Annotated in this window: 9 protein-coding genes; all 9 read right to left on the bottom strand. The window is 31.8% G+C overall.

Annotated elements, in window-relative coordinates; genetic code table 11:
* Positions 1 to 105: 105 nt before the first annotated feature.
* Positions 106 to 636 carry an MltR family transcriptional regulator gene (locus V7M80_RS10810; protein WP_333696045.1) on the bottom strand — a complete coding sequence of 177 codons (531 nt, stop codon included), beginning with the start codon at positions 634 to 636 and terminating at the stop codon, positions 106 to 108.
* 14 nt (positions 637 to 650) lie between these two features.
* Positions 651 to 2249, bottom strand: a complete 1599-nt coding sequence (locus tag V7M80_RS10805) for a type I restriction-modification system subunit M (RefSeq protein ID WP_333696043.1) — start codon at positions 2247 to 2249, stop codon at positions 651 to 653.
* A gap of 205 nt (positions 2250 to 2454) precedes the next feature.
* Positions 2455 to 3261: a TIGR02391 family protein gene (locus V7M80_RS10800; protein WP_333696042.1), complete on the bottom strand. Its 807-nt coding sequence runs from the start codon at positions 3259 to 3261 to the stop codon at positions 2455 to 2457.
* Entirely contained in the window at positions 3258 to 4166 is a 909-nt protein-coding gene (locus tag V7M80_RS10795) for an abortive infection family protein (RefSeq protein WP_333696041.1), read from the bottom strand. The genes V7M80_RS10800 and V7M80_RS10795 overlap by 4 nt, the downstream gene beginning before the upstream one ends.
* A 126-nt stretch (positions 4167 to 4292) precedes the next feature.
* Positions 4293 to 4655: a hypothetical protein gene (locus tag V7M80_RS10790; RefSeq protein ID WP_333696040.1), complete on the bottom strand. Its 363-nt coding sequence runs from the start codon at positions 4653 to 4655 to the stop codon at positions 4293 to 4295.
* Positions 4656 to 5210: 555 nt separating this feature from the next.
* On the bottom strand, positions 5211 to 5663 hold the full coding sequence (locus V7M80_RS10785; RefSeq protein WP_333696038.1) for a hypothetical protein: 453 nt from the start codon (positions 5661 to 5663) through the stop codon (positions 5211 to 5213).
* Positions 5664 to 5671: 8 nt separating this feature from the next.
* Positions 5672 to 6742 (bottom strand): hypothetical protein, encoded by a 1071-nt coding sequence (locus tag V7M80_RS10780; RefSeq protein ID WP_333696036.1) that lies wholly within the window; start codon positions 6740 to 6742, stop codon positions 5672 to 5674.
* 3 nt (positions 6743 to 6745) lie between these two features.
* Positions 6746 to 7789, bottom strand: a complete 1044-nt coding sequence (locus V7M80_RS10775; RefSeq protein ID WP_333696034.1) for a hypothetical protein — start codon at positions 7787 to 7789, stop codon at positions 6746 to 6748.
* Positions 7786 to 9153 (bottom strand): hypothetical protein, encoded by a 1368-nt coding sequence (locus tag V7M80_RS10770; RefSeq protein ID WP_333696032.1) that lies wholly within the window; start codon positions 9151 to 9153, stop codon positions 7786 to 7788. The genes V7M80_RS10775 and V7M80_RS10770 overlap by 4 nt, the downstream gene beginning before the upstream one ends.
* Positions 9154 to 9525: the final 372 nt, after the last annotated feature.

The following is a 9525-nucleotide window of genomic DNA, read 5'->3' as shown; positions in this document are numbered from 1 at the left end:
AAACCCCGGAAATCTCAAATTAGGAACATTAACTATTTTATCTCTATTTTCAATCATTACATTATTATTTTTTTTATTGTCAGTATTAAGGATTTTCAATAAAATTTAAACATTAGTTTTCAGTACTCTTTTTTCCCCTCTACAGAAAGATGCAATACCTGATAAGTGCGACACAATTGTATTTACTTCTACTTTAAAAATATCTAATACTGACGCTTCCTTTGGTGGAGACATCATCATAGCTTCGTGATGCCATTTAAATTCTGAGCAGTTTTTTTTAACCTTTTCATCTTCAAAAGATATTGTCGTTTTGTGAGCAAAAAGATTTCTAATTTCAGCCAATTTTTCCAAATCACTTTTAATTACTTTATCAATAAAACCCAAACAATAAAGCATTTCAACTTTTGACAAAAATGTTCCCAAAAAACCTTTATGACTTAAAACTTTTTCAACAGTTGAAGAATTTGAAGGGAAAAAATTTTCCAAACAATACGATAATAAATCTTCTACATAGGCCATTCCTACAATAACTATTGCTCTGTCATTATGCTCATAATTGAATTGCATATGAAAGGACTGCAATCCTTCTAATGAATCAAAATATCTTTTTAAATCTTTTCCTTTAATTAAATTCATTATTTCAGTTTCTTTTAAATGTTTTCAAAAACCAATCCTAATTCTTTAAAGTAAACATCTATTTCTTTATCCAATTCAGATCGCTTAGCTTCCAATTGTTTTATTTCACGCATAACTGCCTCTATGTCTATGGCTTCTTCCTCTTCAAAAGTATCCACATATCGCGGAATATTCAAGTTATAGTCATTAGTAGCAATCTCTTCCAAGGTGGCTCTATAACTATATTTTTCTAGTGAGGTACGATTTCTGTAAGTATCGATAATTTTATCAATGTGTTCATCACGCAAAATGTTTTGTGTTTTCACTTTATCAAAATCATTACTTGCATCTATAAATAAAATATCTTCCGGATTTTCTCTACATTTTTTAAATACCATGATACAAGTTGGAATACCGGTGCCATAGAAAATATTTGCGGGTAATCCTATAACAGCATCTAAATAATTTTTATTTTCTATCAAAAATTTTCTAATATGTTGTTCGGCAGCACCTCTAAACAAAACACCATGGGGTAAAACAACTGCCATGATACCGTTTTCAGCTAAATGATAGATCATATGCTGTACAAAGGCAAAATCAGCTTTACTGGCTGGTGCTAGCTTTCCATATTGACTGAAACGGTCGTCACTTGTAAAAATGGGATTGGCACTCCAATTAGCAGAAAAGGGAGGATTAGCCACTATGGCCTCAAAGGGTAAATCATCAATATGTTGTGGATGCTCTAAAGTATCTTCTTGCTTAATATCAAAATTTCTGTAATGAACACCGTGCAAAATCATATTCATTCGAGCGAGGTTATACGTTGTACGGTTCATTTCCTGTCCATAGAACATAGCTACATCTTTTACTTCTCTGGCTACTCTCAATAACAAAGAGCCTGAACCACAAGTAGGGTCATAAACTGACTTTAATTTATGCTTCCCGGTAGTTACAATTTTAGCTAATATTTTTGAAACTTCTTGTGGAGTATAGAATTCTCCAGCTTTTTTTCCTGCACCACTGGCAAATTGGCCAATCAAATATTCATAAGCATCACCCAAAACATCCAACTCGGTATTTTTTAATTTAAAATCAATTTTATCCAAATGAGATAAAACTTTTGCAATGATGGCATTGCGTGATTCAGGATTTCTACCCAGTTTGGTACTATTCAAATCCATGTCCTCAAAAAGATTATCAAAATCCTCTTCACTTTCTGTACCCATGGTACTCAACTGGATATTGGTCAGAATCTTTTGTAAATCCTCTAAAATGAAATTGGTTTTGGTTTCATCAAATTGGTCCACTTCAGTATTATCACCCATACCTCTTTTGGCAACTTCTGAAAAAAGCTCTTCCGGCTTTAAAAAGTAACCTAATTTTTCCAAAGCTTCTTCTTTAATCGCTTCTAAAAATTCATCAGCTTGTCTTGTTTTGGGTGTAATCTCTCTGAATTGAATTTTGTCCTGAAGCAAAATATCATTAGCAAACATTTCCATTTTTTCGCTCAGGTATTTGTAGAAAATAAAACCTAAAATATAATCACGAAATTCGTCGGCATTCATTTTGCCTCTCAAAGTATTGGCAATATTCCATAGTTGATGCTCTAATATCCTTTTTTGATCTTCTGACATTTTTCAATAATTTTATGAATGTCAAAACTATTCATATTATAGCGTAAAAGCAATCATTTTGCGACTTAAGTCTTAACAAATTTAAAGACTCTCAAAGTGGATGTTTTACCATATTTTGAAAAAATTTTGACATAGGTTTAAATTGTAACAATATAAATTTCCTAAGAAAACAACAACATTTTATTAGGAGTTAATAAAACATTCTTTATTCAGCTTGTTCTATCCTACGATGAATTAACGAAATTGTTGACAGTATATCTAGTGCATCGCTCTCATTAATTGACCATATTATTTTTGGTGTATGAGCTGTTGTATTTCTGAACATTCCGAAAACCCCTTTAATTAAATTTGCAAAGCCTTTTTGTTCACTTTCCTCAGTTTCATTCGATAGTTTATTTATTTTTAATAATGGATTCTTTGTGGAAAAAGCAAGATCAATTAATTCACCACCATCTTGAGAAAGTCCAGTTTTTTGTCTTATTGTATCAGCAATACTTTTTACCGCTTCAAAAACTGAATGAAAATAGTTGTCAGTTAAGAGTTCAGCTTTGCAATACTCAAATATTTTTTCATGTGTGTTTCTTAACTCTAATTTACTTTTTAGCCTATTGGCCTTTTGTTCAGCTTCTGAAATTGTTGTTGTTATTTCTGTCAATGTGAACTTTCCATTTTCTTTAAGCTGAAGACCAGAAAAGGATAAAATTTTATTGAGTTCAAATCTCAAATGCTCAAACTTTTCATACTTACCAATAAATCTTGCTGGACTCATAGATTTATTTATAAAACTTAAAATATTGTTTGAGTTTCTATATTTATTTTGATGGTTAACAAATGCATTAAATAATCTTTTCCATTTAGTTATTCCTGGTTCAGTATCAGTAATATTTGATTCATGCAAAAATTTTGATATTTCATCACCTGTTAATCCATTATTAGTTTCTCCCAAAGTTCTACTAATACCTTCAATTACACTTCCTGAAAGTGGGTCAAATATTTTTTTTGGCTTATTCATTTTCTTATTTCATGGGTTTCGAGTAAATAAATTGCTAATGTAGTTGAAGCACCAACGGCTAGTTTTGCATGCCTTGGTTGTAAACCTTTAAATTTCCCATCTTTTCCATGACCACTTCCATACTCATTTCTGATTTCACCTATACCTTGTACAACGGAGGACAAACTACCAAGAATTTGTTTTATTGAACTAGAGGCTTTGGTTTCATTTGGAATATCCTCGGGTGTTAATTTTAAAAGCTTGGTTGTTTCCTTCATTAATTTTGGTAAGTCCCAATTCTTATCATAGCTAATTTTTTTATCTTCAAAGATTGATTTACAACAAGTCTCTATAAGTTCTTTAGCTAAACCAATTGATATGTGTGGTGAGTTATCAATAGATGACTCCATTAAATTTATTTGCTGAGTAACATATTCAGCATTTAAGATTCTCTTTAAATCAGAACCCTTATTTTGGAGAGATTCTTTTCCAGTAATTTTTAATCTTCCTACAAAGATTGGTCTTCCTGATATTTTTGTTTTTTCAACAATTTCATAATTGTCTTCTTTTAGATTTTCATTAAAAATTTGTAATAAACGATTAACTTCCGATTGATCAATTCTAACAATTGGATGAATCATTTCACATAAAAAATTCAAGAAATTTGAATCATCACAATATAATAAATTGAAACGCGAATCATTAAAAATCCAGTTATCATCCCAATCATTTGGATTGTTTATTCTATGTTGCCAAATGTCTCCCGCTGCATTATCAAACCTACTATCGGATGAAGGTAGTCTTTCTAAATCATACATTCTTGATAAAAAATCGGTTTCTTCTAAACGACCGGACCACCAAAATTTCTCTACTTGGATGTAATCAAAAATATTTCTTCTTGTCAGTTGTGTAATTTTATTATTCAAAATCTTTTAAATTGACTATTATATTGTTAAGTTTTTATGAGGGAAAGCTAATATAAAATTTATTAATGCTTTATTGAAAAACATACTTGGTCAAAATACAATTATTTTCATAATGCATATCGTACTTTATTCAAATAATTTTTCAATAATGTTGTCTATTGTAAAAGGTCCATTTAGGCCTTTTGGTTTTGATATAGGTTTTCTAAAAACATAAACATATCGTGAAAGTTTATTAGCTCCGTTTTTTGAGGGCCGATTAATTGTTCCTTTTTTGCTGAAATAAGACTCTATTTCATTAGCATAATCCATTGTTTCAGCGTCAAAAGTTTTCCAAAATTTTAATTCTAAGGTATTAATTTTGTGTTCAGCTTTTCTTCTATCTATATCATTAGTAATTCCCACATACCAGGAGCTCAATCTTGGTTGTTTTGAACCCATTGATTTTAGGATATGCTTTGTTATTTCAGATTTAATAGATGTCTTGTTCATAAGTTAATTCAGTTGATTAATAAATTGTATTTATAGAATCTTTAAATTATTGATATTTATTCTAATTTAACCTTCACTTGAAGTTAAACCATACAGTTGCTAAAAAAATATTTCAATCTATTTTTAAATATTTCAATTATTCCTGTTTCAACTACAACATCCAAACACTTAATAATGACAAATATAACCCCTTCAAACAAAACTATTTTACGGATTTCCACAATCCTATTAAATATTTTATAAAAAACCAAAGTAACCCTTTTCACAACATTCGCAATACGTATAAATACCCGTTTTTCAATTTCCTATAAAACAAAAAAAGATGCCTAAGCATCTCTATTTCTTCATATTCTTCCAACTATCATTCCGCCACTTATATTTAATTTTAAAAACATAATCGCAGATAAAAGCCTCAATAACAATATCAACCATTTACCCCTTTAATATGATGCCAATCCAGTTATAAAATAGATAAATTATATATTACTCTAAAAGGATATAAAAAATGTATCAAAAAAGTTAAATAATAAAAAAGGACATTTTTTATCTAATTAATTATCTTGTAACCTTTAATCCTTTCAGATTTTTTGCGATAAACAAATCATTAATAGAATCCCTTTCTAAACAAATAGATGTTTTCTCATCAAAACCGATACATTGAACATTAGGTGTTTTTGAAAGAGAAACATCAATTCCATTAATGATTAACTTTTCATTCCAAAGTGAATACAAGTTGAAAAAATAACTTTTTTCAATTTCTATTTTATTTCTTGAATCTCCACTTGAATCTTTTTTTGAAACGACTTTAAACCAATCATCAGCTTTTTTTAAGTAAACAATATAGTAATCATTAATTGAATCTATTTTACGAACTGTGAAAATAGAATCTTTACTAGTATCAACAACTAGCTTTTCTGAATTTTTAACAAAACCTCTATTACAAGAAGATAGAAGAATAATAACAAACAAAAAAATTAATTGCTTAAATTTTAGGTAGTCTCTTTTCATTGTATAAACTAAGGATAAATTAAAATCGTTTGTGGAGTTCTTGAACCTTGCTGGACAAAAAATTCTGCACGTACTGCATTAGTATAAGGTGATTGAAGGATATTTCCTTGTGCATCATATACATTACGATAGATTGGGAATTTTTGAGGTGTTGCTGCATTATGAGCTCGGTTATAAACGCTATTAGGATTTGCGACATCAGCTTGAGTAGCCATCCCTGCTGAAACCCCTGATTGCTGAGAAATCAAGGCTCCTTGATATGATTCTGTTACTTCATGCAGGGTCAAAGAACCTGAAGTCCCAAAATAATTATCAGCTATCGATAATACATTTGGATTTATTTCTTGAAGTGTACTTACGGTACTAACCAATGGAAAAACACCTACTGTAACAGTATTTCCCATAAAAGCCCCTCCTACATACAAATTCCCCGAAGAAGTAGTTTTAGTATTCTCTGCTATAACATTAACAGTAATCGAACTATCATTTATTGCATTTACTAATTGTGTCGCATCTGCTGTTAAAGGTCCTTCTGTATTTTGTGTATATGTTACTTTCCCGTTGTTATCCATTGACAAGGTTAATTCTCCACTAACAGAGCTTTGTAATTCATTAAAAGCTGTTTGACTTTCTGATCCTTTAATAATGACATCATCATTTTCCAACAAACCCGTTGGGTCATTGTATCGAATAGGATTGTTAAACCCAAACCTGTAAGGCGTCCAATTGGGATATTCCTCAGCCAAGGGATCAGGAGATAACCATCGACTAGCTATATCCCCGATCGGTCTTGCAAATTCTCTGTACGTGCTATCCGGCACAACAACGCCAACAATTTTCATTTTCTCCACATGAAATCTTACAGAGCCAATGGTTACGATACTATCCAAATCATGAACTTCAAGGTACTTGCCCTTGCTCAATGTTGCGACTTTGGCATTGTAGCCAAACTGTTTGAACGGGTTGGCTGCATCAATATTATTTTGACGTCTTTGCTTTTCTTCTTTGGATAATTCTACCTGTGCACTCACTCTAGAAAAAGACACGATGCACAGCATTAAAAAATATAATCTCCTCATAAATTATTTTTTGTTAAAGTTAGTCAATTTTTTGTTTTCGTATTTGTCTCTTTCTGTTTTTAAAGACACTAGCCAATTGAGATACATATCTTCCGGCATAAAACGATATCCTAAAACGTGAATATGGGCGTATTCCTGTTCCAGTTTTTTGAAGTCTTGTTTTGCTTTTAGTGGATCGATTTCACTTTCAATTTGTTTTTTGTGAAGCTCTGTTTTTAATATCAAAGCAGAAGCAAAATTTGGGTAAGCTTTGACAGCAGCTTCAGCACATTTCATCAAAAAAGTACCGTCATTTTCAGGAAAAACCTTCTGATATGCATTTGCCAAGTCCATCATGACCAAAGCTATACTTTCCTTATTGTTCAGTGCTTTCATATAAACACCGTTTTTAATAGCATCCACATGAATAAAGCCGGAAGCCATCAGCCAGGCATCATTGGGAAAAATACCGCTTGTTAATTCCGTATTATACCAGCCATGCTTTTTGTTTTGGTGCTTGATATAAATATGATTAGGGGCAAGAGCAAGATGTGCCGTTGTACCAAGTTCCTCGCAAATGATTTTGTAAAGATACGGCAGTGAATGACAGTTGCCTTTTCGGGTTTCCAATAGTTTCGACACAAACATATTTGAATATTCTTCGTTTCCGAATACATCATTAAAATCATATTTGTACGGTATGTATTGATATACTTTGTTTTCAATGACAACAGGAATACTATCACACATCACCTGATAGGCGGATGCCCATTTGTTGACATCTTCTTTATCATTTTCTACATAGGCTAAAAAACGGTCTTTAATTAATGAATGACATAGACTGGTTAGCGACCTGATTTTGGCATTAACAAAAACCGTATCAAGTTTCCCATTCAGGTAGGCATTTTCAACCGAGAAAACCGCTGTTTTGAAATTGTACTTACTCTCATCTAAAAGCATCGCATTGAGTTCTGCAAAGCTTTTGTCAAATAAAGTTTGCTTATTTTGTGCTTTTACCTGAAAGAAACACAGGAAAAAAAATAGTGATAATAAATTTAGTGGTTTCAATCTTTTATAGTTTTAATCTGTTTTGGTAAAATCTTTTCAAGTTGCCTTGAAATGGCTTCGTTTTCCTGCTTTTGCGTTTCCTGTTTCATGGCTTGCAACCATAGCTCATAAGCTTCCTGTGGCATAGGTTCATAGCCGAGATTATCAATGAGCAGGTGTTGATTGTTAAGGTCTCTCAGCATTTGCACCACTTTAGGATATTCCAGTATCTTTTGCCGTTGCACCTCGTCATCAGGATTAATACCTAATTGAAGTATCACATAGTCAAACCTAGCCATATCTACCTTGGCTTTAAACATTTGTGCATGAATACTATTGGGGTAAAGGCTCAAAGCTTTATTGATTACATCGGCAACAAATTCATCATAACCAAATTTGTGAATATACCCATTAGTTAAATCGGTCAGCAGATTGGCAAGCAGTTCCTTTTTGGAAAGGTTCTCCATGTAGATTTTATTTTGAAGGGCTTCCGATTTGATATAACCGGATTGTAAAATATAAGATGTTGTAGAAAACATCCCGTTGGTTAGCTCGATATTATACCATTTTCTTTTATCATCCGGAAAACGGATATAGGAGTGATTGGGTGACAGGGCAAGATAAGCCTCTGCCTGAATTTCATCTGCCAACATCAAATACAATAGTGGCATCGAATGACATTGACCTGAACCCGTTTCAAGAAGTTTGGTCACAAACATTTTGGCGTGATTTTGCATACCCATATAATCGTCAAAATCATAAGTAAAAGGCAAGTGCTTTTCTTTTGTGGATTTTAACTGTAATGTCTCGGAAAAATACTGAAAGAGCATAAAGTTTTTAGCAGCATTGCTATTCAGGTCATAGCCCTGCTCTTTCATTTTTTGAATTAAAAATTGACCGCTTTCTTGAATTGTTCTTTCAAACTTTTCCTTGCTCAATACGTTATCAAAATAAGCATTCTCGATATCAAAAACGACATCTTTTAACGACACATCCTCTCCAATAGAAATGATTTTATCAAATACTTGTCGGTACAATTCCGAGCCTTTTACATTTGATAGAGAAGGCAAGGTATATCTAATGGAACTCGAAAATTTTTCAATATCAGCTCGTGCTTCCTGCATTGCTTTTTGTTCCAGTGCTATTTGCCTGTCTGCTTCTTGTATCAGTCTTGCATTTTGCTGTTGCTGATTTCCTGGCAATGGAATTTCTATATTTGGATTTTTGTTTAACGATTGGGGATGTGTGTAGTTTGGAATTGAAAAATTATTAAAACCACTTGTCGTTGGTGGCTGTTGCATCGGAACCTGACAAAAAAGAGCGTCAGACCCTGTAAGTATTAAAATGCAAATGAAGAAAAAGCTCTTTTTTATCCAAGTCCTCATGACTAACTAAAATTATATTTAATGATTGGTTTTATATCATCATAAAGTATCAAAATGTTCGAATTTTTTTTAGTGAAATAAAACAACAAAAAAACGACCGCATTTAGATACCGGTTCGTCACGTTAATTTGTTTTGGAAAAATTAGCTCTGAATCAAATATAGTAAATAAAAACACACAAAATAAAAAATCCAATTAATTCTTAATGAAATCTTTGTAAACAATACTCTCTCCAATTTCTATGATTAGCATATAAATTCGCGAGGAGAGAATAAACAGAAATATAATTTTTTATGTAAAAAAAAGATGCCACAGCATCTCTATTTCTTCCTATTCTTCCAACTATCATTCCGTCTATACCCATTCCGTTGCT

The organism is Flavobacterium sp., assembly GCF_036759525.1.
GTDB lineage: Bacteria > Bacteroidota > Bacteroidia > Flavobacteriales > Flavobacteriaceae > Flavobacterium.
Note: the sequence above shows the minus strand (reverse complement) of the source record. Positions and strands in the feature narration are given on the sequence as shown.